At 71.0% G+C, this 22,622-nt stretch carries 24 protein-coding genes and 1 riboswitch; of the genes, 6 read left to right on the forward strand and 18 right to left on the reverse strand.

All coding sequences use genetic code 11. The annotated features are described in order from the left end of the window. Nucleotides 1-3 precede the first annotated feature (3 nt). Genes ACXDC7_RS11275 through ACXDC7_RS11285 form a run of 3 tightly spaced genes read left to right on the forward strand, consistent with a single transcriptional unit; the run spans nt 4 to nt 2,880 of the window. Nucleotides 4-1,383 carry an aldehyde dehydrogenase family protein gene (locus ACXDC7_RS11275; RefSeq protein WP_459222198.1) on the forward strand — a complete coding sequence of 460 codons (1,380 nt, stop codon included), beginning with the start codon at nt 4-6 and terminating at the stop codon, nt 1,381-1,383. After that, a complete protein-coding gene (locus ACXDC7_RS11280) occupies nt 1,376-2,155 on the forward strand; it encodes a 3-oxoacyl-ACP reductase (RefSeq protein WP_179446282.1) in 780 nt (259 codons plus the stop codon). The genes ACXDC7_RS11275 and ACXDC7_RS11280 overlap by 8 nt, the downstream gene beginning before the upstream one ends. Beyond that, nucleotides 2,152-2,880: a gamma-glutamyl-gamma-aminobutyrate hydrolase family protein gene (locus ACXDC7_RS11285; protein WP_459222199.1), complete on the forward strand. Its 729-nt coding sequence runs from the start codon at nt 2,152-2,154 to the stop codon at nt 2,878-2,880. Before ACXDC7_RS11280 ends, ACXDC7_RS11285 begins: the two co-directional genes overlap by 4 nt. Here the strand turns inward: ACXDC7_RS11285 and ACXDC7_RS11290 are convergent. Beyond that, nucleotides 2,847-3,467 carry an L-threonylcarbamoyladenylate synthase gene (locus ACXDC7_RS11290; protein WP_179446280.1) on the reverse strand — a complete coding sequence of 207 codons (621 nt, stop codon included), beginning with the start codon at nt 3,465-3,467 and terminating at the stop codon, nt 2,847-2,849. The genes ACXDC7_RS11285 and ACXDC7_RS11290 overlap by 34 nt on opposite strands. Nucleotides 3,468-3,524: 57 nt before the next feature. Here ACXDC7_RS11290 and ACXDC7_RS11295 point away from each other — a divergent pair, with 57 nt between their 5' ends. From ACXDC7_RS11295 to ACXDC7_RS11305, 3 genes are read left to right on the forward strand one after another with little or no spacing between them, the layout of a single operon-like run. Further along, entirely contained in the window at nt 3,525-4,658 is a 1,134-nt protein-coding gene (locus ACXDC7_RS11295; RefSeq protein ID WP_459222200.1) for a MalY/PatB family protein, read from the forward strand. Between the two features lie 23 nt (nt 4,659-4,681). Beyond that, the gene (soxR, locus tag ACXDC7_RS11300) at nt 4,682-5,137 is read left to right on the forward strand and encodes a redox-sensitive transcriptional activator SoxR (protein WP_179446279.1); all 456 of its coding nucleotides are present in this window, start codon (nt 4,682-4,684) and stop codon (nt 5,135-5,137) included. A 59-nt stretch (nt 5,138-5,196) separates the two neighbouring features. Continuing rightward, nucleotides 5,197-6,402, forward strand: a complete 1,206-nt coding sequence (locus tag ACXDC7_RS11305) for a pyrophosphate--fructose-6-phosphate 1-phosphotransferase (protein WP_179446278.1) — start codon at nt 5,197-5,199, stop codon at nt 6,400-6,402. 156 nt (nt 6,403-6,558) lie between these two features. Here ACXDC7_RS11305 and ACXDC7_RS11310 read toward each other — a convergent pair whose 3' ends face one another. The 17 genes from ACXDC7_RS11310 to ACXDC7_RS11390 form a co-directional block, all read right to left on the reverse strand. Then, nucleotides 6,559-7,776 carry a YhjD/YihY/BrkB family envelope integrity protein gene (locus ACXDC7_RS11310; RefSeq protein WP_459222201.1) on the reverse strand — a complete coding sequence of 406 codons (1,218 nt, stop codon included), beginning with the start codon at nt 7,774-7,776 and terminating at the stop codon, nt 6,559-6,561. Nucleotides 7,777-7,884: 108 nt separating this feature from the next. After that, complete coding sequence (gene gcvP / locus ACXDC7_RS11315) at nt 7,885-10,677, reverse strand: aminomethyl-transferring glycine dehydrogenase (RefSeq protein ID WP_459222826.1); 2,793 nt, start codon at nt 10,675-10,677, stop codon at nt 7,885-7,887. Nucleotides 10,678-10,886: 209 nt separating this feature from the next. Next, nucleotides 10,887-10,973: riboswitch (glycine riboswitch) on the reverse strand. Between the two features lie 92 nt (nt 10,974-11,065). After that, entirely contained in the window at nt 11,066-11,683 is a 618-nt protein-coding gene (locus tag ACXDC7_RS11320; protein WP_425487411.1) for a MerR family transcriptional regulator, read from the reverse strand. Between the two features lie 142 nt (nt 11,684-11,825). Further along, nucleotides 11,826-12,314 (reverse strand): bifunctional nuclease family protein, encoded by a 489-nt coding sequence (locus ACXDC7_RS11325; RefSeq protein WP_179446276.1) that lies wholly within the window; start codon nt 12,312-12,314, stop codon nt 11,826-11,828. Between the two features lie 81 nt (nt 12,315-12,395). Further along, entirely contained in the window at nt 12,396-13,112 is a 717-nt protein-coding gene (gene ftsR, locus ACXDC7_RS11330; protein ID WP_179446275.1) for a transcriptional regulator FtsR, read from the reverse strand. Beyond that, nucleotides 13,112-13,636 (reverse strand): FHA domain-containing protein, encoded by a 525-nt coding sequence (locus tag ACXDC7_RS11335; RefSeq protein WP_179446274.1) that lies wholly within the window; start codon nt 13,634-13,636, stop codon nt 13,112-13,114. Before ACXDC7_RS11335 ends, ftsR begins: the two co-directional genes overlap by 1 nt. Nucleotides 13,637-13,694: 58 nt before the next feature. Beyond that, a complete protein-coding gene (gene gcvH, locus ACXDC7_RS11340; protein ID WP_179446273.1) occupies nt 13,695-14,081 on the reverse strand; it encodes a glycine cleavage system protein GcvH in 387 nt (128 codons plus the stop codon). A 26-nt stretch (nt 14,082-14,107) separates the two neighbouring features. Continuing rightward, on the reverse strand, nt 14,108-14,944 hold the full coding sequence (locus tag ACXDC7_RS11345; protein ID WP_179446272.1) for a DUF881 domain-containing protein: 837 nt from the start codon (nt 14,942-14,944) through the stop codon (nt 14,108-14,110). After that, nucleotides 14,937-15,269 (reverse strand): small basic family protein, encoded by a 333-nt coding sequence (locus tag ACXDC7_RS11350; RefSeq protein WP_179446271.1) that lies wholly within the window; start codon nt 15,267-15,269, stop codon nt 14,937-14,939. The genes ACXDC7_RS11345 and ACXDC7_RS11350 overlap by 8 nt, the downstream gene beginning before the upstream one ends. After that, complete coding sequence (locus tag ACXDC7_RS11355) at nt 15,266-16,129, reverse strand: DUF881 domain-containing protein (protein ID WP_179446270.1); 864 nt, start codon at nt 16,127-16,129, stop codon at nt 15,266-15,268. The genes ACXDC7_RS11350 and ACXDC7_RS11355 overlap by 4 nt, the downstream gene beginning before the upstream one ends. Before the next feature lie 13 nt (nt 16,130-16,142). Beyond that, on the reverse strand, nt 16,143-16,709 hold the full coding sequence (locus ACXDC7_RS11360) for a CDP-alcohol phosphatidyltransferase family protein (RefSeq protein WP_343046029.1): 567 nt from the start codon (nt 16,707-16,709) through the stop codon (nt 16,143-16,145). Nucleotides 16,710-16,790: 81 nt separating this feature from the next. Then, the gene (locus tag ACXDC7_RS11365) at nt 16,791-17,903 is read right to left on the reverse strand and encodes a glycosyltransferase family 4 protein (RefSeq protein WP_459222202.1); all 1,113 of its coding nucleotides are present in this window, start codon (nt 17,901-17,903) and stop codon (nt 16,791-16,793) included. Next, the gene (locus tag ACXDC7_RS11370) at nt 17,900-18,781 is read right to left on the reverse strand and encodes a phosphatidylinositol mannoside acyltransferase (RefSeq protein WP_459222203.1); all 882 of its coding nucleotides are present in this window, start codon (nt 18,779-18,781) and stop codon (nt 17,900-17,902) included. Before ACXDC7_RS11370 ends, ACXDC7_RS11365 begins: the two co-directional genes overlap by 4 nt. Before the next feature lie 3 nt (nt 18,782-18,784). Then, nucleotides 18,785-19,381 (reverse strand): phosphatidylinositol phosphate synthase, encoded by a 597-nt coding sequence (gene pgsA / locus ACXDC7_RS11375; RefSeq protein ID WP_179446267.1) that lies wholly within the window; start codon nt 19,379-19,381, stop codon nt 18,785-18,787. Beyond that, a complete protein-coding gene (locus tag ACXDC7_RS11380; RefSeq protein ID WP_459222827.1) occupies nt 19,381-19,962 on the reverse strand; it encodes an HIT family protein in 582 nt (193 codons plus the stop codon). The genes pgsA and ACXDC7_RS11380 overlap by 1 nt, the downstream gene beginning before the upstream one ends. Before the next feature lie 18 nt (nt 19,963-19,980). Next, nucleotides 19,981-22,020, reverse strand: a complete 2,040-nt coding sequence (thrS, locus tag ACXDC7_RS11385) for a threonine--tRNA ligase (RefSeq protein ID WP_459222828.1) — start codon at nt 22,018-22,020, stop codon at nt 19,981-19,983. A 55-nt stretch (nt 22,021-22,075) separates the two neighbouring features. Beyond that, entirely contained in the window at nt 22,076-22,210 is a 135-nt protein-coding gene (locus ACXDC7_RS11390) for a hypothetical protein (protein WP_459222204.1), read from the reverse strand. Between the last annotated feature and the right edge of the window lie 412 nt (nt 22,211-22,622).

The following is a 22,622-nucleotide window of genomic DNA, read 5'->3' on the forward strand; positions in this document are numbered from 1 at the left end:
CGCATGTCCACCCACCAGGTGATCAATCCCGCCACCGAGGAACTGGTCGCGGAGATCCCGTCGGCCGACGAGGCCGGCGCCGACCAGGCCGTCGCCGGCGCGGCGGCGGCCGCGCCCGCGTGGGCCGAGGTAGCGCCCGGCGAGCGGGCCCGGCTGCTGCGTTCCTTCGCCGCCGTCGTCGACGCGCATCTTGACGAGCTGGCCGAGCTCGAGGTGCGCAATGCCGGCCATACCCGGGGCAATGCGCGCTGGGAGGCCGGCAACGTCCGCGACGTGCTCAACTACTACGCGGGTACGCCGGAACGCCTGCTCGGCAAGCAGATCCCGGTGGCGGGCGGCGTCGACCTGACCTTCCACGAGCCGATCGGCGTGGTCGGGATCATCGTCCCCTGGAACTTCCCGATGCCCATCGCCGGCTGGGGTCTGGCGCCGGCGCTGGCGGCCGGCAACACCGTCGTCCTCAAGCCAGCCGAGCTGACCCCGCTGACCGCGATCCGGCTCGGCGAGCTGGCGCTGGAGGCCGGGATGCCCCCCGGGGTGCTCACCGTCGTGCCCGGCCAGGGCTCGGTCGTCGGCCGCCGCTTCGTCGAGCATCCGGACGTGGGCAAGATCGTCTTCACCGGTTCGACCGCCGTCGGCAAGTCGATCATGGCCGGCTGCGCCGACCGAGTGAAGCGGCTGACCCTGGAGCTCGGCGGCAAGAGCGCCAACATCATCTTCGCCGACGCCGATCTCTCCGCGGCGGCCGCGGCGGCACCCGGCGCGGTCTTCGACAATGCGGGGCAGGACTGCTGCGCACGGTCGCGGTTGCTGGTCCAGCGCAGCGTCTACGAGGAGTTTCTCGGCCTGCTCCGGCCGGCGATCGCGAACGTCCGGGTGGCCGACCCCGCGGCCGACGCCGGGGCGGACATGGGGCCGCTGATCTCCGCACAGCAGCGCGATCGCGTCCGCGCCTATCTCGATCATGCCCAGATCGACCAGCAGGCAGCCGTGCCCGACGGGCCCGGCTTCTGGGTGGCGCCCACGCTGGCCCGGGTGGACAGCACCGACGAGCCCATCTGGCGCGAGGAGGTCTTCGGCCCGGTCCTCTCGGTGCTGCCGTTCGACGACGAGGACGAGGCGATCGCGCTGGCCAACGACACCGAGTACGGCCTGTCCGGTTCGATCTACACCGGCGATGTCGGGCGCGCGCTGCGCGTCGCGCGCGGTGTACGCGCCGGCAATCTCAGCGTCAACTCCCACGCCTCGGTGCGCTACTGGACCCCGTTCGGCGGATACAAACAATCGGGGCTGGGCCGCGAGCTCGGGCCGGACGCCGCCCACGGATTCACCGAGGAGAAGAACGTCTTCATCGCCACCGACCGGAAGGATGATCATGAGTAGTGCCGCGACGGGCCGGGTGGCCGGAAAGGTGGCGGTGATCACCGGCGCCGCGTCCGGGATCGGCCGGGCCAGCGCCGAACGTCTTGCGGCAGAGGGCGCCCGCGTGGTGCTGGCCGATGTCGACGACGGCGCCGGCAAGGAGCTTGCCGAACGCCTGGGCGGCAGCTTCTGCCACACCGACGTCACCGATCCCGAGCAGGTTTCGGCGCTGTTCGATCATGCCCAGCAGACCTGGGGCAGCGTCGACATCGCGTTCAACAACGCGGGCATCTCCCCGCCCGAGGACGACTCGATCCTCGACACCGACCTCGAGGCGTGGAAGCGGGTGCAGGAGGTCAACCTGACCAGCGTGTACCTGTGCTGCAAGGCCGCGCTGCCGTACATGATCGAGCAGGGGCGCGGGTCGATCATCAACACCGCCTCGTTCGTCGCGGTGATGGGTGCCGCAACCTCACAGATCTCCTACTCGGCCTCCAAGGGCGGGGTGTTGTCGATGAGCCGTGAACTCGGCGTGCAGTTCGCGCGTCAGGGCGTGCGGGTGAATGCGCTGTGCCCCGGCCCGGTGAACACCCCGCTGCTGCGCGATCTGTTCGCCGCCGACCCCGAGCGAGCCGAGCGCCGGTTGGTGCATGTGCCCATGGGCCGCTTCGGCGAGCCGGAGGAGATGGCCAATGCCGTCCTCTTCCTGGCCTCCGACGAGGCCAGCTTCATCACCGCGAGCACGTTCCTGGTCGACGGCGGCATCTCCGCTGCCTATGTGACGCCACTGTGAGCGGCGTACCGCCCGTGATCGGGCTGACCAGCTACCGCGAACCGACCCGCTGGGGCGCCTGGCACGAGGTGGCCGACCTGCTGACCGGGAACTACAGCGCCACCGTGACCAAGGCCGGCGCGATACCCGTGCTGCTGCCCGCCTCGGACCCAACGGTCCTGGACCGGCTGGACGGCCTGGTGATCAGCGGCGGGCCCGATGTCGATCCCGCACGCTATGCGGCCCGGCCGCACCCGCGCGCGGGTGAGCCCAGAACCGTGCGAGATGCGTGGGAACTGGACCTGCTGGACGGGGCGGCCGCGCGTGGCATGCCGGTGCTCGGCGTGTGCCGCGGGATGCAGGTGATGGCCGTCCACGCCGGCGGGTCGCTCGACCAGCACGTGCCCGACCTGGTCGGCCACGAGCGGCACTCCCCCGGCCCGGACGCCTTCGGCGACACCGAAGTGGTGATCGACGCCGGGTCGCGCCTGGCGGAGGTGCTGGGCGAGGCCCGGACGATCGTGTCGTGTCACCACCACCAGTCGGTCGCCGCACACCCGGGACTGAACCCGGTCGCGCGGGCCGCGGACGGGTTGCTGGAGGCGATCGAGCATCCGGACCGGGAGTTCTGGCTCGGCATCCAGTGGCATCCCGAACATCGGGAGGAGGACGCCCTCTTCCGCGGCCTCGCGGCGGCCGCGCGGGCGTACCGTCACTCGAACGGTGCGGGATCGCCCGCCCCGTAGCGCGCGATCACCACCTCCTCGCCCGAGAGGTCGACGACCGTCGTCGGCTCCACGCCACAGTCACCGGAATCGACCACGGCGTCGAGCTGATTGCCGAGCTCGTCGTTGATCACCCAGCCCTCCGTCAGCGGGTCCTCCTCGCCGGGCAGCAGCAGCGTGCTGGAGATCATCGGCTCACCGAGCGCCTCGACCAGCGCGAGCGTCGTCGTGTGCTCGGGAATCCGGACGCCGACCGTGCGCTTCTTCGGGTGCAACATCTGCCGCGGCACCTCCCGGGTCGCCGGGAGGATGAAGGTGTACTTCCCCGGGGTGGCGGCCTTGACCGCCCGGAAGGTCGCATTGTCGAGCTGGACGAACTGCCCGAGCTGAGCGAAGTCCTTGCAGACCAGGGTGAAGTGGTGCTTGTCGTCGAGCTGGCGGATGGCCCGGATCCGGTTCAGCCCATCGGCATTGCCGAGCCGGCAGCCGAGCGCGAAGCAGGAGTCCGTCGGGTACGCCACCAGCCCGCCGTCGCGCACGATGTCGATCACCTGGCCGATCGCGCGTGGCTGCGGATTGTCGGGGTGCACGTCGAAATACCTCGCCATGTCCGGATCCTAGACCGCCGGACCGACGCCCGGCGGGGTGTCACATAGGGTGATCGGGTGGCGATATTCGACCTCACCCTGGCGGAATTGCGGCGGCGCACCAGCATGAAGTGGCGCCGCTACGGCCCGGACGTGTTGCCCGCCTGGGTCGCGGAGATGGACTGCCGCCCCGCGCCCGCCGTCCGGGAGACCCTGGTCGCGGCGATCGAGTCCGGCGACACCGGCTACCCGGAGGGCTCGGACTACCAGGCGGCCTACGCCGACTTCGCCGCGACGCGCTGGGGTTGGGACTTCGACCCGAATGACGCCGTAATCGTGCCGGACGTGATGCAGGGTGTGGCGAAGGTTGCCGAGCTGCTGACCCCGCCGGACACCGCGGTGGTGGTCAACAATCCCGTCTACAACTGCTTCTACGGCTATCTACCCTGGGCGAAGCGTCGGGTTCTCGAGGTTCCGCTGGGCGCCGACGGGCGGCTCGACCTCGACGCCCTGGCCGCCGCCTTCGCCGGGCCGGAGCGGCCATCGGCGTACCTGCTGTGCAATCCCCACAACCCGACCGGCACCGTGCACAGCCCCGCCGAGCTCACGCGCGTCGCCGAGCTCGCGGCCGAGCACGGCGTCGCAGTGATCAGCGACGAGATCCACGCGCCGCTGGTCCCGGCAGACGCCGGGTTCGTGCCCTACCTGTCGCTGCCCGCCACCGAGGACGCCGTGACGGTCACGTCGGCGTCGAAGGCCTGGAATCTGGCCGGGCTGAAGGCGGCCGTCGCGATCGGCGGTACGCGAGCGGCCGCGGCCCTGCGTACCCTGCCCAACGAGGTGACCGGCAGCGCCAGCCATCTCGGCATCCTCTCCCACGTCGCCGCGCTCGAGAAGGCCCGCGACTGGCTCGACGAGGCAATCGACGAGATCGCGGCGAATCGGGCACTCTTCTCCGAGCTGCTCGCGCGGGACGTGCCCGGGGCGGTGTATCGGCCGGGGGCGGCGACCTACCTGGCCTGGGTCGATGCGCGCAGGCTGGGCCTGGACCGTCCGGTGCAGCAGTTCCGGACCCGAGGCCAGGTCGCGCTCAGCGACGGAGCCGCGTTCGGCAGCGGCGGCGAAGGGTTCGTCCGGGTCAACCTCGCCACCTCGCCCGAGATCCTCACCGAGGTGGTGGCGCGGATGGGCCGCGCCGTCGCCCCGGCCTGACCGGCTGGCCTAGGCTCGCAGGCGTGCCCGACCGGAACTCCCTGTCCATCGGCGAGCTCGCCGAGCGATCCGGCCTCGCCCACTCGGCGCTGCGGTTCTACGAGCAGCACGGCCTGCTCAGCCCCGAACGCAATGCGGCGAACCAGCGCCGCTATCCGCGCAGCGAACTGCGCCGGATCGCGTTCATCCGCTCCGCCCAGCGCGTCGGGCTGACCCTGGGCGAGATCCGCACCGCGCTGGCGTCCCTGCCGAGCGGCCGCACGCCGACCCGCGCCGACTGGCGGCAACTGTCGGAGTCGTGGCGGCCGCGCCTGAACGAGCAGATCAGGCGGCTGGAGGAACTGCGGGACCGGCTGGACACCTGCATCGGCTGCGGCTGCCTGAGCCTGTCCACCTGCGCCCTGAGCAATCCCGAGGATCGCGCCCATGCCGACGGCCCCGGGGCCGTCTACATGGAACACCGCATCGAGCGCGGCTGAGCCGCCCCCGGCCGGACCGATAGGGTGCGGCCACCGAGTCCCCTGCTGGAAGGATCACGATGGTCGCCAAGGTTGCGTTTCTCACCGCCGGGGGCTTCGCACCCTGCCTGTCGGCGTCGCTGGGATACCTGATCCGGCGCTGGAGCGAGGTCTCGCCCGACACCGAACTGATCGCCTACCGCAATGGCTATCACGGCCTGCTCAGCGGCAACTCGGTGTCGATCACGCCGCAGGTCCGGGAGCGGGCCGAACTGCTGACCGAGTACGGGGGGTCGCCGATCGGGAACTCCCGGGTGAAGCTGACCAACGCCCAAGACCTGGTCAAGCGCGGCCTGGTGGCCGAAGGCCAGGACCCGCTGCAGGTGGCGGCCGACCGGCTGACCGCGGACGGCGTTGACGTGTTGCACACCATCGGCGGGGACGACACCAACACCACCGCCGCCGATCTCGCCCGCTTCCTGGCCGAGCAGGGCCACGACCTCACGGTGGTCGGCCTGCCCAAGACCATCGACAACGACGTGGTGCCGATCAAGCAGACCCTCGGGGCGTGGACCGCCGCCGAGATGGGTTCGCGGTTCGCCCAGAACGTGCTCGCCGAGCACAATGTCGGCCCGCGGATGTTGATCATCCACGAGGTGATGGGCCGCAACTGCGGCTGGCTGACCGCCGCCACCGCGAGGGCGTACCGCGATTGGCTGGATGGCCGGGAGTGGCTGCCCGAGATCGGGCTCTCCAAGGAAGCCTGGGACGTGCACGCGGTGTGGATCCCGGAGGCGCCGATCGATCTCGAGTCCGAGGTGGCCCGGTTGAAGTCGATCATGGACGAGCAGGGCAATGTGACGATCTTCTTGTCCGAGGGCGCAGGCCTGGACGCGATCGTGGCCGAGATGGAGGCCGCCGGCGAGGACGTGCCACGCGACCCGTTCGGACATGTGCGACTCGACGAGATAAACCCCGGCGCGTGGTTCGCCGACCGGTTGAAGAGCAAGCTCGGCGCGGAGAAGGTGCTGGTCCAGAAGTCGGGCTACTACTCGCGCTCGGCGGCGGCCAATGAGGCCGATCTGGCGCTGATCTCGCGGATGGCCGACACGGCCGTCGAGGCCGCGATCGCTGGCCGGCCCGGGGTGATCGGCGAGGACTACGAGCGCGGCGACGAGCTGCGGCCCATCGAGTTCGACCGGATCGCGGGCGGCAAGCCCTTCGACACCTCGACCGACTGGTACCTCGCCACCCTCGATGCCATCGGCCAACCGCGCCCGAGCTGAAGCCCGAGCGCGGCGACTCGCTCCGAGCGCCGCTCCGGGGTCACGAAGGAAGCCGCACATCTCTCCCGCAGGTGATGCCGCTCCGGGGCGCCCAAAGCGGGCATAACTACGGAAACAATCGGGGCGGACGGGTGGGATCGTCGCCCGGGGGGCCGGTCAGCGGCGGGCGATCTTGCTGACCACCGCGGTGATCAGGGCGCCGATGCCGAGGCCCGAGCCGATCCCGACGAGCCAGCCGCCCGCCATCCCGACCCGCACCCCGCGGGCGGCGACATCGGCGCGGACCAGTTCCTCGGATTCGCCCGGCTCGCCGTCGAAGGACACCGGCTTCGGATAGCTGGGCGGGGTCCAAGCCTGGGCGCTCGGGCGGCGTACCCGCGCGGCCCGGGGTTCGTCGACCTCGTCGTCGCGATTGCGCCCGGTCTCCTCCTCATACGCCTCCGGCGTGAGGATCGGGTCACCGCTCTCCTCCAGCGGTTCGTCCACCAACTGGTGCTCGCCCGCGACGGCCGGTTGGTTGGCAGTCGCGATCCAACCCGCCAACCGCAGGATCAACTGCGCGAACAGATTGAAGAACAGCATCAGGGCAATGACCGGCCCGAACAGGCTGGCCGTCGGGCTGTTGCTGAAGAGCTGGATCAGGTAACCGAGCAGGTACTGCAGGATCGCCAGGCCCACGGCGCCCGCGACGGAACCTCGCACCAACGCATTCCGCGGCGGCCGGTACTCCGGAAAGACCCGGAAGATGAACCAGAACAGCACGAAGCCGGCCACCAGCGATGCCGCGATCGGGACCAGCCGAACCAGCGCGCCGATGCCCGGTACGCCGTCCAGCCCGAGCAGATCGATCACCGTCGCGGCGAGTGCGGTGGCGACGCTGGAGAGCGCGAAGGTGATCAACAGCATCAGCAAGAAGATGATCAACGTGCCCAGATTCGCCAGCGTCTCGACCACGATGTTGCGCTTGTTCTCGGTCATGTCGAAGACCGGCCGCATCTGCGCCCGGATGGCGCTCTTGATGTTGCCGATCCAGTTCGCACCCGAGTACGCCCCGGCGAGCACCGCGAAGATGCCGACCGCGGCCCAGTTGTTGAAGGCATTCAGCACCGTCTCGCTGAGCTGACCGGCCATCGGCGCGCCGCTCATCGCCCGCGTGATCTGATCGGCGACGGCCTGCTGCAGCCCCTGATCCCGGCTGACGATGAACCCCGCCGTGGCAAACGCGAAAGAGATGATCGGCACCAGCGACAGCACCGAGAAATAGGTGATCGCCGCCGCGAACTGGGCGCCCAGGCGCGATCCGTAGCGCGCATTCGACCGCAACAGGTGCGCCACCCAGGGCCGGCGCTGCAGCTTCTCGATCCTGTCCGACACGACGCCTCCTCCGCCTCGTGGGCGACCTTAGCGGGTCGGGGAACGACAGGTACGCAGCACCGGGTTCGGCGCGCGCGCCGGACTCGCCCGCGAGCCGGCGGGCTCACCTCACTCGAAGGCCTCCGGCGGCGGGCAGGAGCAGACCAGGTTCCGATCGCCGAAGGCGCCGTCGATCCGCGCCACCGGCGGCCAGTACTTGTCGTGCCCGGCTCCCGCGATCGGGCCGCGGTGCAGCCCGGACGGGTACGCCGCGATCCGGCGCGGGTACGGGTGATCCCACTCGTCGGCACTCACCTGGTCGGCGGTGTGCGGGGCGTTGACCAGCGGATTGTCCTGCGCCGGCCACTCCCCCGACTCGACCCGGGTGATCTCGCCGCGAATGCTGATCATCGCCTCGCAGAACCGGTCCAGTTCGATCAGGTCCTCCGACTCGGTCGGTTCCACCATCAGCGTGCCCGCGACGGGGAAGCTCATCGTCGGGGCATGGAAGCCGTAGTCGATCAGCCGCTTGGCGACATCGTCGACGGTGATCCCGCTCGCCTTGGTCAGCGGCCGGAGATCGAGGATGCACTCGTGGGCCACCAGACCGCCGCGCCCGGCGTACAGCACCGGGTAGTGCTCGCGCAGCCGCGCGGCCACGTAGTTCGCCGCCAGCACCGCATGCTCGGTGGCCGACCGCAGCCCGTCGGCGCCCATCATCGCGATGTAGGCCCAACTGATCGGCAGGATGCCAGCCGACCCGTAGGGTGCGGCCGAGATCGGGCCCACTCCCGATTCCGGCCCGGCCTCGCTCGCCAACGGGTGATTGGGCAGGAACGGGGCCAGGTGCTCGCCCACGGCGACCGGTCCCACGCCCGGACCGCCGCCGCCGTGCGGGATGCAGAAGGTCTTGTGCAGATTCAGGTGGCTGACGTCGGCGCCGAACCGGCCGGGCAGCGCGTGCCCGAGCAGGGCGTTGAGGTTGGCGCCGTCGACATAGACCTGACCGCCCGCATCGTGCACCAGCGCGCACAACTCGGTGATCGTCTCCTCGTAGACGCCGTGCGTCGACGGGTAGGTGACCATGATCGCCGCCAGCTCGTCGCGGTGGGAGTCGATCTTGGCCCGAAGATCGGTCAGGTCGACCGAGCCGTCGGCGGTGGCGGCGACCACGACCACCCGCATCCCGGCCATGGCGGCGGAGGCCGCATTGGTTCCGTGCGCCGAGGACGGGATCAGGCAGACGACGCGTTGATCATCGCCCCGGGATCGGTGGTACGCCCGGATCGCGAGCAGGCCCGCCAACTCACCCTGGCTGCCGGCATTCGGCTGGACCGACACCTTCGCGTAGCCGGTAACCCGCGCCAGCCAGTCCTCCAGCTCGGTGATCAGCTCGCGATATCCCCGCGCATCCTCGGCCGGGGCGAAGGGATGGAGTTCGGCGTACCCGGGGTAGGAGATCGGCTCCATCTCCGCCGTCGCGTTGAGCTTCATCGTGCACGAACCCAGCGGGATCATCCCCCGGTCCAGCGCGAAATCGCGATCGGACAGCGCCCGCAGGTAGCGCAGCATGGAGGTCTCGCTGTGGTGGCTGTTGAACACCGGGTGGGTCAGGTACTCGGTGTCGCGCGTCTGTCCCGCAAGATCACCCAGCTCGCGCCCGGTCAGCTCGGCGCCGAAGGCCGCGGCGACCGCGGCCAGGTCGGCCTCTTCGGCGTCCTCACCGACGCTGATCCCGACATGATCGGCATCGATGCGCCGCAGGTGCACGCCGCCGTCGCGGGCGGCCGCGATGATCGCGTCCGCCCGGCCGGGCACCTCGACCAGCAGCGTGTCGAAGAACGAGCGGTGCACCGGCGGATGCCCCGCCGCATCGAGGGCCGCGGCCAGCCGTCGGGTCCGGTGCATGATCGTCTCGGCGATCCGGGCCAGGCCGCTCGGGCCGTGATAGACGGCGTACATGCCCGCCACCACCGCGAGCAGCACCTGCGCGGTGCAGATGTTGGAGGTGGCCTTCTCCCGCCGGATGTGCTGTTCGCGGGTCTGCAGCGCGAGCCGGTAGGCCGGCGTACCGGCCGCGTCCTTGGACACGCCGACCAGGCGTCCCGGCAGCGTGCGCTCGAGCTTGTCCCGGACGGCGATGTAGCCGGCATGGGGGCCGCCGTAGAACAGCGGTACGCCGAAGCGCTGCGTCGAGCCGACCGCGACATCGGCACCCCAGGTGGCGGGGGCCCGGGTCACCGTGAGAGCCAGCAGGTCGGCGGCGGCAATCACCAGCGCGCCGTTCTCGTGCGCCTTGTCGGCGATCGCGCCCAGCTCATCGGCGGCGCGGACCAGGCCGTCGGCGGTCGGCGTCTGGACGACGACGGCAAAGGCCTCGTTGGACTGCAGCGCCGCGACGAGATCGTCGGCGACCACGACGTCGATACCCATCGCCTCCGCGCGGGTACGCAGCACCGCCAGGCTCTGCGGCAGGATCCCGGCGTCGACCACGGCGACGCTGCCCTTGCGGACATTGCGGCGGGCGAGCTGGACGGCCTCGGCGACGGCGGTGCCCTCGTCCAACAGGCTCGCCCCGGCGGTCGGCAGGCCGGTCAGATCGGCGACGACGGTCTGGAAGTTGAGCAGTGCCTCGAGCCGGCCCTGGGAGATCTCGGGCTGATAGGGCGTGTAGGCGGTGTACCAGGCGGGGCTCTCCAGGACGTTGCGGCGAATCACGGGCGGAGTGATCGTGCCGTGATAGCCGAGGCCGATCATCGCGCGCAGCGGGTTGTTGAGCGCGGCGAGCTCGCGCATCCGGGCCAGCGCCTGCGCCTCGGTCAGCGGGTCGGGCAGGTCGAGCGCCTCATGCAGCCGGATCTTCGCCGGCAGCGCCCCGTCCACCAGGCCGGCCAACGAGTCGTGCCCCACCGCCCGCAGCATCGTCGCGCGCTGGTCGTCGTCGGGCCCGATGTGGCGGGCGGCGAAACCCGGATTGGCGCTGTCGGCGGCGGTGGTGTCGGCGACCTCGTCGATGGGCTGGTCGGCGAGTTGCTGGGCCACGGCGTACTCCTCGGTGCAGGCGGGATCCGGGCAGTGCTGCCCGCTCCCCCTCTGTCACCGGTGCTCCAGAGTTGCCAGCCCCGTTGCGGAGCGCCGACGCGGTCTCGGGTGCCTGAGAGGTTCCGGGGAGGTTGCCCCTTCGGCGCCGCCGCTGCGGTCTCTCCCGCGCCGGTTGTCGCGCCGCCAAGGTTACACGCGACGGCTGTGCACCGATGCCGGATCGGTGGCGCGTCCCGAGCGGTCAGTTGTGCACAGGTACGCGGCGGCCTCAGCCGGCGGCGCGGCGCTTGGCTGCCCGGCGCTTGGCGAGTTCGTCGCCCTCGAAAGCGACCATCGGCTCCTCGGACTCCTCCTCGGCCGCGGCGCGCTCGGCGGGCAGCTCGTGCAGGCTGCCCCGGACGTCCTTCCACACGCTGCCCAGGCCGATCGCGAACATCCCCTGGCCGCCGGCCAGCAGGTCGCGGATCTCGTGGTCCTCGGTGCACTCATAGACCGAGATTCCGTCGCTCATCAAGGTGACCTGCGACAGATCCTCGACGCCGCGGGCGCGCAGGTGGTCGATAGCGACCCGGATCTGCTGCAGCGCGATGCCGGCGTCGAGCAGGCGCTTGATCACCCGGAGCAGCAAGATGTCGCGGAAACTGTACAGGCGCTGGCTCCCGGAGCCGGACGCGCCGCGCACGCCGGGCTTGACCAGGCCGGTTCGCGCCCAGTAGTCGAGCTGTCGGTAGGTGATACCGGCCGCGCTGCAGGCGACCGGGCCGCGGTAGCCGATGTCGTCCGCGACGGGCGAGAAATCCCCGTCGAACAGCAACTCCTGCGCCTGCTCGGGCGCGTCGATCTCCAGGCCGGGCAGCGGCTCGTGTGTCTCGGACTGCTTGCTCACTGTCTGCTCCTGGGGAAGGGCTACCACGTTTCACGGCGTGGTAGTTACACCGTTGTCGGCCACGCTACGGCGCCACGGACGGAAGGGTCAACGACACGCCGGGAACCCTCGACTTCTTCTGCAGCCCCGACCCCGGGGAGGCTCAGTCCTGGCGGCCGCCGCCCTCGTCGGTGACGAAGTCGTCGGGGTTGACGTGGTCGAGGAACTCGCGGAACCGCTCGACCTCGTCGTCCTCCTCCTCGGGAACGTCGATCCCGGCCTCGTCCAGCACCTCCTCGGCGCAGTAGATCTCCGCGCCCGTGCGGACCGCCAGGGCAATCGCGTCCGAGGGCCGCGCGCTGATCTCGACGCCGCCGTCGAGGGCCAGCTCGGCGTAGAAGGTGCCGCCGCTCAGCTCGGTGATCCGGACCTCCACCAACCTGCGCTGCAGACCGGCCAGCACATCGACGAGCAGATCGTGCGTCATCGGCCGCGGCGGCACGATGCCCTCCTGCGCGTTCGCGATCGCCGACGCCTCGCTGGCGCCGATCCAGATGGTCAGATAGCGCTTGCCACCGACCTCTCGGAGCAACACCATCGGCGCGTTCTGCGGCATCTCGACGCGCACGCCGACCAGGTCCAGTTCCCGCATGTCGCCCAGCCTACGCCGAGCCTCCAGTCGCCCACGCCCGGGCGGTGCCCGCCCACCGGTCGGTCTCGGGGAGCCGCGCCGTCAGCGGTCCATCGCGGTACGCATCAGCGCCGCGTGGACATGGATCACGATGTTGGCCACCTCGTGCGCGGCCTGCCGGGACCCGCCCATCCGTCGCTGGTGCGGGGCGATCGCCTGCTCGATCACGCCGACCTCGCGCTCCGCGGCCATCTTGAAGGCGCGCAGGTGCCGGGCGTCGATCCCGAACTCCGCGAGCTTGCGCGCGGCCACGGCCACGGTCACGGCCTCACGGCCGTAGTGGTTCGTGCCGCGTCGCGGCAGGACGAGCATCTGCTTCTCCAACTCGATCAGCGCCGGCTCGCTCAGGCCGCTCGCCTCGAGCAGTTCCTCGCGGGACAGCCGGAGCTGGGGTCGGCGCTGGGCGGCGGGCCGCGGGCTCGGGTCGGCCTCGGTGTCGGCGGGCGCGGGCCGCTCGGCGGGAGCGGCCGCCAGCCGGGGTCGCGGGGTCTCCAACGCCGGCGGCTCCATCCCGCGATCCATCATGTCCAGATGCTCGCGGATCACCTTCAGCGGCAGATAGTGGTCCTTCTGCACGGTCAGGATGTAGCGCAACCGCTCCACATCGGTCTCGGTGTAGCGGCGATAGCCCGACTTGGCCCGCTCCGGCGAGACCAGCCCCTCCCCCTCCAGGAACCTGATCTTGGAGATGGTGATGTCGGGGAAGTCGTTCTTGAGCATGGCGAGCACCTGCCCGATGCTGCGCTTCTCTGCCGGCATCAGCCCACGCCGCGCGCGCTCGCGAAGTAGACCATCCGGAACTTGCCGATCTGCACCTCATCACCGGACTTCAGGGGCGCCTCGCCGTCGATCAGCGCGCGGTTCACGTAGGTGCCGTTGAGGCTTCCCTGGTCCTTGACGAGTACGCCGCCCTCGGTGCGCTGGAGCTCGGCATGGTGGCGGGAGACGGTGATGTCGTCGAAGAAGATGTCGGCATCGGGGTGCCGGCCGACGCTCGTGGTGTCGCGGTCGATCAGGAAGCGCGAACCCGATCCCGGGCCGCGGTGCACGATCAGCAGCGACGAACCCTGCGGCAGGTTCTCGATCGCCGCCTCGTCCTCCTCGGTGAGCTCGGCGAGCAGGCCCTCGTCGGCGATCTGGATGATGCGGGTGTTGTCGCCGCCGAGGGCGTCGACCTCGGTCTCGTCCGGGGCATCGGCGGGGCGCACCATCGGCTCACCACAGCGGGCGCAGAAGTTCGCCCCGTCCGGGTTGTTGTGTCCGCAGTGCGTGCAGTAAGGCATGGACTCCTTCTCCGTCCTACCCCGCGTGAGGTCTGGTCATCCTAGTGCCAGGACGCAATCAGGAGGCCACCGACTCGGCATAGGCATCCGCGTCCAGCAACTCCTCCAGCGCGGAGGTGTCTGCCACCTCGACCTCGAACAGCCAGCCGTCGCCGTACGGATCGTTGTTGACGGTCTCCGGCGCCGCGGCCAGCGTCTCGTTGACCGCCGTCACCACGCCGGCGACCGGGGTGAACAGATCGGACACGCTCTTGGTCGACTCGAGCTCCCCGACGGCATCGCCGACGGCGACCTCTTCGCCGGGTTCGGGAAGCTGGGCGAAGACGATGTCGCCGAGCTGCTCCGCGGCATAGCTGGTGATGCCGACCCGGACGATTCCGGAGTTGCCGGCCCGCGCCCACTCGTGGTCGTTGCTGTATCTCAGGTCCTCGGGGAAATCCGCCATGACCGACACCTCTTCCGCTGGGGCTGCTACCGGGCTGGGCGAGCGTACTGATTCTCGCTCGCGCTGTGCAAGGATTCCACGCGCACCTCGGACTCCCGGGTGATCGTGACGGTCCCGCCCACCTGGTCGCCCGTCACGGCACTCACCAGGCCGCCGCGGAACCGGGCCCCCTCCTCGAGGTTGTTCGGATCTCCGATCGCCTCGATCACGATCGGACGGGTGATCGCGGTGCCGCCGGATGTCGGGCCGTCCGGGCCCTGCCCGAAGGCGGTGGAGGCGACGACGCGGATCGAGTTGTTGATCTCGATCGCCTCCGCCCCGGCGTCGCGCAACTCCTGGACCGCGTCCACCAGTACGGCGTCGCTGACCGCGCCGCGCGGGTCGTCGATGACGATCCGGACGCCGGGTCCGACGGCGGGCAGCGTACCGGCCAGAATGCCCAGATTCTCCTCGCGCCGGGTCGCCTCCTCGCGCGCCACCCGCTCACGATCGGCGCCGGTGCGCAGCTCCTCGCGGGTCTGCTCGAGCTCGCGCAGGTCCTCGTCGAGGCGCCGGGACTCGGCGTTCAGCCCGTCCAGGATCTGCACCAGATCGGCCCGCCTGGCGGTCGCATAGGCGTCGTCGTCGTTACGCGCCCGCAACTGGACCATGACGCCGATCGCGACCAGGCACAAGACGAGGCCGACCACGACCTGCGCGCGGCTGGGCCGCAGCAGCGATCGCCAGTCGGCGGCCGGCTCGGCGTCCGCGGCCCGGGTCGGCGCCGCGTGTTCGGGGGTGTGCGGCGCGGTGTCGATCCGCGGCAGCCGCCGGGTCTCCGCGTTCTCCTCGGGCGCGCGCTCGGCCGGGGTGTCCTCAGGCATGGAACAGCGCCCGTCGAATGGCCGCGGCATTGGTGAAGATCCGGATGCCGAGCACCACGACCACCCCGGTCGAGAGCTGACTGCCGACCCCGATCTGGTCGCCGACCCAGACAATCAGCGCCGCGATCAGCACATTCGAGACGAAGGAGACCACGAAGACGCGATCGTTGAACTTGCCGTCCAGCCAGGCGCGGAAAGCGCCGAACAGGGCGTCCAGCGCGGCAACGATCGCGATGGGCAGATAGGGCTGCAGGTACGCCGGGAGGGTCGGCTGGAGCAGCGCTCCGATCAGGATGCCGAGCGCCAGTCCGACGATCGCGATCATCGTGCCACCTCCGCTCGTTCCAGGGGCGCCTGCGGGCTGCCCGGCAAGGTGAGCTCATCGGATCCGGTGAGCTCGTAGCGCATCTGGTAGTTGTCCTTGAGATAGTTCCACAGCACGCCGCCGGACGACTGTACCCAACGGCTCTGCAGGTTCCGCGGATCGCCGATCGCCTCGACCCGGTAGGGCCGGGTCAGGGACCGGTAGTCGACGGTGATCGCGTCGCCGGCCGCGCGGATCGCGGTACGCGAACCGAGCCGGTGCCCGTTGATCGCGATCGCCTCGGCGCCGGACAGCCACAAGCCGTTGACCAGCAGTTGCAGGTCCCGGTCCAGCACCCGGTTGCTGGTGCCCTGCGCGTCCGCCGGTGCGTCATCGACGGTGATCACGAGGCCCGGCCCCCGGACGTCGACCGTCTGCGCCGCCTCGCCGTAGCGTTCCAGCCGGTCGCGGGTGCGCGCGCCGGTGGCGTCGCCGGCCAGCGCCTGCTCGCGGGCGGCGTCGATCTCGTCGGTGAGCGTCCCGATCCGGGCCCGCTGGTCCGCCACGGTCTGCTCCTGCCGGGCGATCCGGTCGACCAGATCCAGCCGCTGTTGTTCGTCCGCCGGTGCCGCCCGCAGCGTCTGGGCCAGCGACAGCCCGATCATCGCGCCCGCGACGAGCAGGCAGCCGAAGACGATCAGCGCACCGCGGCGCCGCCCGGTCGTGGCCCCGGCGGACCTGCTCCCGCCGCTCGCCTCGGCGTACCCCGGTTCGATCGGCTGGTCGATGAGTTGGTTCAGCAGGTCCATCGAGGCGTCGCGGCGCCGGTCACGCGGTGGGCGTACCCGGCGGCGCAGGATCTGCGACCAGTTCGGCCCCATGTCCGCGCCTCCCTCAGTCGGTTCGCTCGCGCAGCAGCATGCGCGCCTGCGCCACATAGAGCAAACCGGCCCACCAGTACAGGCCCGTACCCCACAGCGCGAACGCCCAGCCGACGATCCGGGCGGCGACCGCCCACCCGTCGGGCACGATGGGCACCTCCCCGGAGCCGAGCAGCACCAGCGGGAAGGCGTACAGCAGGCAGAACGTCGCCGCCTTGCCCAGGAAGTGCACCGGTAGCGGCCGGTATCCGCGACCGCCGAGCAACGGGACGACGAGCACCAGCATCACGTCCCGCGCGATCAGGATCGCGACGAGCCACCACGGGATGACACCGCGCGCCGCCAACCCGACCACGATCGCGAGGATGTAGAGCCGATCCGCGATCGGGTCGAGCAGTTGGCCGAGCCTGGTCACCTGGCCCAGCCGGCGGGCGAGCCAGCCGTCCAGCCAGTCGGTCACGCCGGCGGCCGCCAGCACGGCCACCGCGAGCAGGTCGGCCCGGGGCACCAGCAGCACCCACAAGAACACGCCGACCCCGGCCAGCCGCACCATCGACAAGACATTCGGGGCGGTCCAGATCCGGTTGCTGACCTGGCGGCCGAGGCCATCGGTGTCCCCGTCGGGTGCGGGAAGCGGTGAGCCGCGGGACACCCGGCCAGCCTAGGCGATGCCGGCGGCGCGGGTGCGCATCCGGATCGCGGTTCGGTACGCCTGCAGGATCTGCGGGGCGACCTCCGACCAGTCGTAGCGGCGGGCGTGGGCGCGGCCCGCGGGCGGGGCGGGCGGCCGGTCGAGCGCCGAGACGACCGCGTCGGCGAGTGCGCGATGATCACCGGGCGGCACGGTCGCGCCGTGCGCCCGGCCGCCGCCCTCCGCCAGCACCGCACGAAATGCCGGCAGATCGGAGGCGACCACGCGGGCGCCGGCCGCCAGCGCCTCGACCAGGATCAGACCGAAGCTCTCCCGGGCGAGGTTCGGCGCGACGAAGACATCGGTGCCGCGCAGCAGTGCGCTGCGTTCGGCGTCGCTGATCAGTCCGGTACGCCGCACTCCCCCGGGCAGCTTAGTCCGGCCCGGGCCGGCGACGACGATCTCGGCATCGGGGCGGGCGGCGCGGATCCGCGGCAGCGCCCGCAGGAAGACCGGCAGGCCCTTGCGTTCCTCGTCCAGTCGCCCGAGCAGCGTGACCCGCGGCGCCCGGCCGGGCTCGGCCCGCGGGCCGGCGAAGTCGGCGACGCGTACCCCGTTGGGAATGATCATCGGATCGAGCCCCAGGTGGCGCCGGACGACGGACCGGGCGCTGGAGGAGACCGCCAGGCCGAGATCGATGCGGTCGATCATGGGTCCCAGCGCGCGTCCGGCGAGGCGCATCGCGGTGCTGCCCGGGGTGGCCGTGTGGAAGGTCGCGACGACCGGGACGGCCCGCGCCTCCCGCAGGGCCAGCAGCGCGACGCTCGGCGTGACGGGCTCGTGCACGTGCAGGACATCGACCCGTTCGCGGGCCAGCCAGGCGGCGACCCGCGCATAGCTGCGCGGGCCGAAGTTCACCCGGGCGACCGAGCCGTTGTAGCGCACCGGCACCCCGGCTCCGGCGCTGGCCACGAGCCGACGCAGCTCCGGGTCAGCCTCGGCGCCCAGGCGGCCCGGTGCCAGCACGCGCGGCTGGTGCCCGAGGCGGCGCAACTCGCGTGCCAGGCCGAGGACGTGGTTCTGCACCCCGCCCGGGGCCGCGAGCGAATAGGGACAGACCAGCCCGACCCGTAGCCCACTCATCTCGTCGAGCCGGTGTCGAAGAACGGTTGCATCACGTGCCAGTCTGCCGGGTGCGCGGCAACGAACCGGGAGAACCAGTCCGCGAGGTCCTGGGTCATCGCGGCCAGTCCGGTGCGGCCGGGCCGATGCTCGATCGGGTCGGAGAACTCGATCTTCATCCCGGCCGCCGTGTAGTGACAGCCCACGCCGAGCAGCACGGCGCCGGTCCGCCGGGCGACGAGCGCGGGGCCGGCCGGCATGATCACGCACCGCCCGTTCCAGCGCACGGCCACCCCGCCGGTGCCGAACTCGCGATCGGCCATCAGGCAGACCACCCGGCCGGCCCGGACGGCGCCGATCAGCGCGCGCACCGCTCCCGGGTCGTCGTGGGCGAGGATGTCGATGCCGAGTCCGGCGCGGATCCGGGTGAAGGCGGCGAACTCGGCCTCGCCGAGCCGTTCGGCGACCGAGCTGACGGGCAGGCCGGTGCTGGCGGCCCAGCCGCCGGCGAGATCCCAGTTGCCGCTGTGCGGCAGGGCGCAGACGACGCCCGGCCCGGCGTGCGCGAGCCGCAGCACGCGTTCGCCCTCGGGATCGGCGCTGACCCGGCCGGCGATCTGTTCGGGCCGCCAGGACGGCAGCGCGAGCACCTCCAGATAGGTACGCAGCCACGAGCGGATCGCCTGGCGACGCAGCCCGGGCCCCGGCGACTCGCCGGTCGCCAGCTCGATATTGGTCGCCCAGGTCCGCAGCGGCGCGATGTCGGAGCGCACCGCCCACTCGGCCCCCAGGTTCATGATCAGGTTCCGGACCGGGCGCGGCAGCCGGGGCACGATTCGCTCACCGGCGGCGAAGAGCCGGCGGTTGCGGGCATCGACCTGCTCGGGGGTGGCGGGCACGGGTCACTCCGCCAGGCTGCGCGCGGCCCGCCGCATCCGCAGCGCGACCGTCCAGCCGCCGAGCACCGCCAGCACGACCAGGGCCGCCGGCAGCGCCCAGGGCAGGCCGAGCCCGTGCGCCAGCATGCCGAGCAGGATGATCACGATCCGATCCGCGCGGGCGGCGGGCCCGCCGCCGCCGGTCCCGCCGAGCGATTCGGCGCGGGCCTTCAGGTACGAGATCAACTGGCCGGTGACCAGCACCGCCAACGCCAGCACGGCCCACGCCTGCTCACCGCGCAGCGCGAAGAAGATCACCACCGAACCGAAGATCGCCCCGTCGGCGACCCGGTCCAGGCTGGAGTCGAGGAAGGCCCCCCACCGGCCCACGCGATCATCCAACCGGGCCATCGCCCCGTCGATCGTGTCGGACAACGACAGCACGCCGATGATCAGTGCGCCCTGCCACAGCCAGCCCTGCGGGACCGTGATCAGCGCGGTGACGCAGACCGCGACCGTGCCGAGCCAGGTGACCACATCCGGCGCGACCCGCAGCGCCAGGAGCAGCCGGGCGATCGGGCGTACCAGACGATCGCCGAAGGCCCGTAGGTTCTCCAGCATCAGTCCGCCGCCCGCTCGGGGGGAGCGCCGAAGAGCCGCTGCCAGGCCTCGTGCAGCCGGGAGCGGGCGTCCTCCAGCAGCATCGGCAGCGGCTTGGTGTGCGCGATGATCGGCATGAAGTTCGCATCGCCGGCCCAGCGCGGCACCACGTGCTGGTGCAGGTGCGCCTGGATGCCTGCGCCGCCGACGACGCCCTGGTTGATGCCGAGGTTGAAGCCGGCGGGGCCCGAGACCTCCCGGGTGACGATCATGGCCTGCTGGGTGAGCCGGGCCAGCTCGTCGGTCTCGGCATCGGTCAGGTCGGGATAGTCGGCGACATGCCGATACGGGCAGACCAGGGTGTGCCCGGGCGAGTAGGGATAGAGGTTCATCACCACATAGCAGTGCGCGCCGCGGCCTACCACCAGCCCTTCGGCGTCCGGCAGCCGCGCCGCCCGGCAGAACGGGCACTCGCGTGGGCTGTCGTCGGCCGGCTTGTCCTGCCCGTCGATGTAGACCATCCGGTGCGGCGTCCACAGCCGGGCGAAGCCGTCCGGCTCGCCCGGCAGGGTCGCCGGATCCTCACCCGCGGCCGGGTTCAACTCTCCCACCCCCGGGCCTCAGACCTGGCACCGGTCGGCGATCGCGTCGGTGATCTCGGCGATCGCCTCGTCGACGGGTACGCCGTTGCGCTGGCTGCCGTCGCGGAACCGGAAGGACACCGCTCCCGCGTCGCGGTCCTCGCCGCCGGCGATCAACTGGAACGGGACCTTCGCCTTGGTCGCGTTCCTGATCTTCTTCTGCATCCGGTCGTCGGAGGTGTCAACCTCGACGCGTACGCCATGATCACGCAGGCGGGCGGCGACGTCTTGCAGGTAGCCGTCGAACTCGGCCGCGACCGGGATGCCGACCACCTGCACGGGCGCGAGCCAGGGCGGGAACGCGCCCGCGTAGTGCTCGACCAGCACGCCGATGAACCGCTCGATCGAGCCGAACTTCGCCGAGTGGATCATCACGGGCTGCCGGCGGGTGCCGTCGGCGTCGACGTATTCGAGGTTGAACCGGTCGGGCGAGGGCTGGTTGAAGTCGTACTGGATGGTCGACATCTGCCAGGTACGCCCGATCGCGTCGCGGGCCTGGATGCTGATCTTGGGCCCGTAGTAGGCGGCACCGCCCGGGTCGGGCACGAGCTCAAGGCCCGAGGCGGTGGCCACATCGGCCAGCACCTGCGTGGCGATCGCCCAGTCCTCGTCGGACCCGATGAACTTGTCGGGCTTGGAGTCGTCGCGGGTGGACAGCTCCAGGTAGAAGTCGTCCAGGCCGAAATCGCGCAGCAGGGCGAGCACGAAGTCCAGCAGGTGCTGCACCTCGGCCGGCGCCTGCTCGGGCGTGACATAGGAGTGCGAATCGTCCTGGGAGAAGCCGCGCACCCGGGTCAGCCCGTGGATCACGCCCGACTTCTCGTTGCGGTAGACGTGGCCGAACTCGAACAACCGGATCGGCAGGTCCCGGTAGGAGCGCTGCTGGGAGCGGTAGATCAGGTTGTGCATCGGGCAGTTCATCGCCTTCAGCCGGTAGTCCTGACCGTCCACGTCGAGCGGCGGGAACATGCCCTCGCCGTAGTAGGGCAGGTGGCCCGAGGTGTGGAACAGCTCCTCCTTGGCGATGTGCGGCGTACCGACGTAGTCGAAGCCCGCGTCGAGGTGGCGCTGCCGGACGTAGTCCTCCATCTCGCGCTTGATCACCCCGCCCTTGGCGTGGAAGACCGGCAGGCCGGAGCCGATCTCCTCGGGGAAGGAGAACAGGTCCAGCTCGCGGCCGAGCCGGCGGTGGTCGCGCTTGGCGGCCTCCTCCAGCCGGTGCTGGTACGCCTTGAGCTCCTCGCGGCTCGGCCAGGCGGTGCCATAGATGCGCTGCAGTTGCGGGTTCTTCTCGCTGCCGCGCCAGTACGCCGCGGCGGTGCGGGTCAGCGCGTACGCCGGGATGTAGCCGGTGTGCGGCACGTGCGGCCCGCGGCACAGGTCGGACCAGGCGCGTGAGTCGTCGCGATTCAGGTTGTCGTAGATGGTCAGTTGCCCCGTGCCGACCTCGACGGAGCTGCCGTCGTCGTCGGAGGTGGCGCCCTTCAGCCCGATCAGCTCGAGCTTGTACGGCTCGTCGGCCAGCTCCGCGCGCGCCTCGTCGTCGCTGACCTCGCGGCGGGCGAACCGCTGCCGCGCCTTGATGATCTTGGTCATCGACTTCTCCAGCCCCTTCAGGTCCTCGGGGGTGAAGGGTTCGGCGACGTCGAAGTCGTAGTAGAAGCCGTCGGTGATCGGCGGGCCGATGCCGAGCTTGGCGTCCGGATGGGCGTCCTGGACGGCCTGCGCGAGCACGTGCGCGGCGGAGTGCCGGACGATCGCCAGGCCCTCGGGCTCGTCGATCCGGATGGGCTCGACCCGCTCGCCCCCGGCGAGCTCGCGGGCGAGGTCGCGCTGCTCGCCGTCGACCCGCATGGCGACGATCGTCTTGTCGTCGCCGAACAGGTCGAGGCCGGTCGTCGTGGTGGTCAGCTCCCGGACGTCGTCGTCTCCGTCGCGTACCAGGGTGATCTGCACCGACACTGCGCTTCCTCTCTCGGGATCCCGCGGGCTGTTCCCACCGGCGTCGCAATGCCCCATCATGCCGCACCGGTGCGGGCGCGGTCGCCACGGTTTCCGGTGGGCCGAGAGCGGCTCAGCGACCGAACAGGCGGCCGAACAATCCCGTCGGGCGGCGGGGTGTCTTCGGGTCGTAGCCCGCGCCGGCACCGAGTCCGGTCGTCGGGAAGGCCGGGTCGGCGGGCTCCTCGCGGCCGGCTTCGTTGTTCACCGCGGCAGGCTGACGGCGCGCGGTGTCGCGCGGGCCGTGGTGGTCGAGAAATGGGTGAGGCCCCGCCAAGTATGAGTTGGCGGGGCCTCTGGGTGACCCGCGGTGAGGCTGCGGACCGCGCCGGGGGGAATCGGATCTGCAGCCCCCTCACGGGCCACACCCTCCGCCGAAGCTTCGGGTAGGACCAATTCCCGGTCCTTTGCAGTTCCTCCGAGGAGGAACGTGAGACATGTCTACGCCCCGCAATCGCAGTTCTGCAAGGGGTTTCGGGAAATTCGGAGGACGAATCCTGCCGTCCACAGGCTTTCCCACCGCGGACGGATGGTTGTCCACCGTTCGCGCGGGGTTGACCACAGGTTCATCCACAGGTCATCCGTTGGTACGCCGGAGTGGCAGCCTCTCGGCGTGGCGC

It is taken from the genome of Naumannella huperziae, from assembly GCF_054073625.1.

Excerpts from the sequence above, each read along its gene's own strand:
- ACXDC7_RS11275 (WP_459222198.1), top strand. The coding sequence starts at position 4 with ATGTCCACCCACCAGGTGATCAATCCCGCCACCGAGGAACTGGTCGCG.
- ACXDC7_RS11345 (WP_179446272.1), bottom strand. The coding sequence starts at position 14,944 with ATGCCTGAGGACACCCCGGCCGAGCGCGCGCCCGAGGAGAACGCGGAG.
- thrS (WP_459222828.1), bottom strand. The coding sequence starts at position 22,020 with ATGGGGCATTGCGACGCCGGTGGGAACAGCCCGCGGGATCCCGAGAGA.
- ACXDC7_RS11335 (WP_179446274.1), bottom strand. The coding sequence starts at position 13,636 with ATGCCTTACTGCACGCACTGCGGACACAACAACCCGGACGGGGCGAAC.
- ACXDC7_RS11355 (WP_179446270.1), bottom strand. The coding sequence starts at position 16,129 with ATGGGGCCGAACTGGTCGCAGATCCTGCGCCGCCGGGTACGCCCACCG.
- ACXDC7_RS11290 (WP_179446280.1), bottom strand. The coding sequence starts at position 3,467 with ATGGCGAGGTATTTCGACGTGCACCCCGACAATCCGCAGCCACGCGCG.
- ACXDC7_RS11350 (WP_179446271.1), bottom strand. The coding sequence starts at position 15,269 with ATGATCGCGATCGTCGGACTGGCGCTCGGCATCCTGATCGGAGCGCTG.
- ACXDC7_RS11325 (WP_179446276.1), bottom strand. The coding sequence starts at position 12,314 with ATGCGGGAACTGGACCTGGTCGGCGTGCGCGTCGAGATGCCGCAGAAC.
- gcvH (WP_179446273.1), bottom strand. The coding sequence starts at position 14,081 with ATGGCGGATTTCCCCGAGGACCTGAGATACAGCAACGACCACGAGTGG.
- ACXDC7_RS11280 (WP_179446282.1), top strand. The coding sequence starts at position 1,376 with ATGAGTAGTGCCGCGACGGGCCGGGTGGCCGGAAAGGTGGCGGTGATC.
- pgsA (WP_179446267.1), bottom strand. The coding sequence starts at position 19,381 with ATGCTGGAGAACCTACGGGCCTTCGGCGATCGTCTGGTACGCCCGATC.
- ACXDC7_RS11365 (WP_459222202.1), bottom strand. The coding sequence starts at position 17,903 with ATGAGTGGGCTACGGGTCGGGCTGGTCTGTCCCTATTCGCTCGCGGCC.
- gcvP (WP_459222826.1), bottom strand. The coding sequence starts at position 10,677 with ATGCTGCGGGCGGTGGGGCACGACTCGTTGGCCGGCCTGGTGGACGGG.
- ftsR (WP_179446275.1), bottom strand. The coding sequence starts at position 13,112 with ATGCCGGCAGAGAAGCGCAGCATCGGGCAGGTGCTCGCCATGCTCAAG.
- ACXDC7_RS11305 (WP_179446278.1), top strand. The coding sequence starts at position 5,197 with ATGGTCGCCAAGGTTGCGTTTCTCACCGCCGGGGGCTTCGCACCCTGC.